This window comes from Psychrobacter sp. I-STPA6b (assembly GCF_020662265.1).
Taxonomy (GTDB): domain Bacteria; phylum Pseudomonadota; class Gammaproteobacteria; order Pseudomonadales; family Moraxellaceae; genus Psychrobacter.
In genome coordinates this window covers 1-310 of the sequence record NZ_VEWM01000008.1, presented here as the reverse complement: position 1 = coordinate 310, position 310 = coordinate 1, and the positions used below count along the sequence as shown (strand labels likewise).

At 48.1% G+C, this 310-nt stretch carries 1 pseudogene; it reads left to right on the top strand.

Annotation, left to right across the window (positions count from 1 at the left end):
- Positions 1–310 (top strand): annotated as a pseudogene (locus tag FHK88_RS00235) (DNA polymerase III subunit gamma/tau); the annotation flags it as partial.

Here is a 310-nt window from a genome sequence, read left to right as displayed (position 1 = left end):
AGCTTGCCCAGCGCCTTAGTCCAGAGACTCTACAGCTATATTATGAGATTGTTATTCAAGCGCGTGAAGGCATTCGCTTAGCCAATACGCCCATGCAGTCTTTAGAGATGTGCTTGCTGCGCTTGCTAGCATTTCGTCCGCTACACGATGATGAGATAGTCGTTCATTCATCAGCGCCCATCGAAGCAGACGTAGAGCATTCAAAACCCGCTGATCAGTCACTCGCTAGTAATACTAAAGTACAGCAAGCTGTCGCCAGTTCTCAGTCAGACGCTAGTGCTAGTGTAGATTTCGCTGCTGATGTTGATAC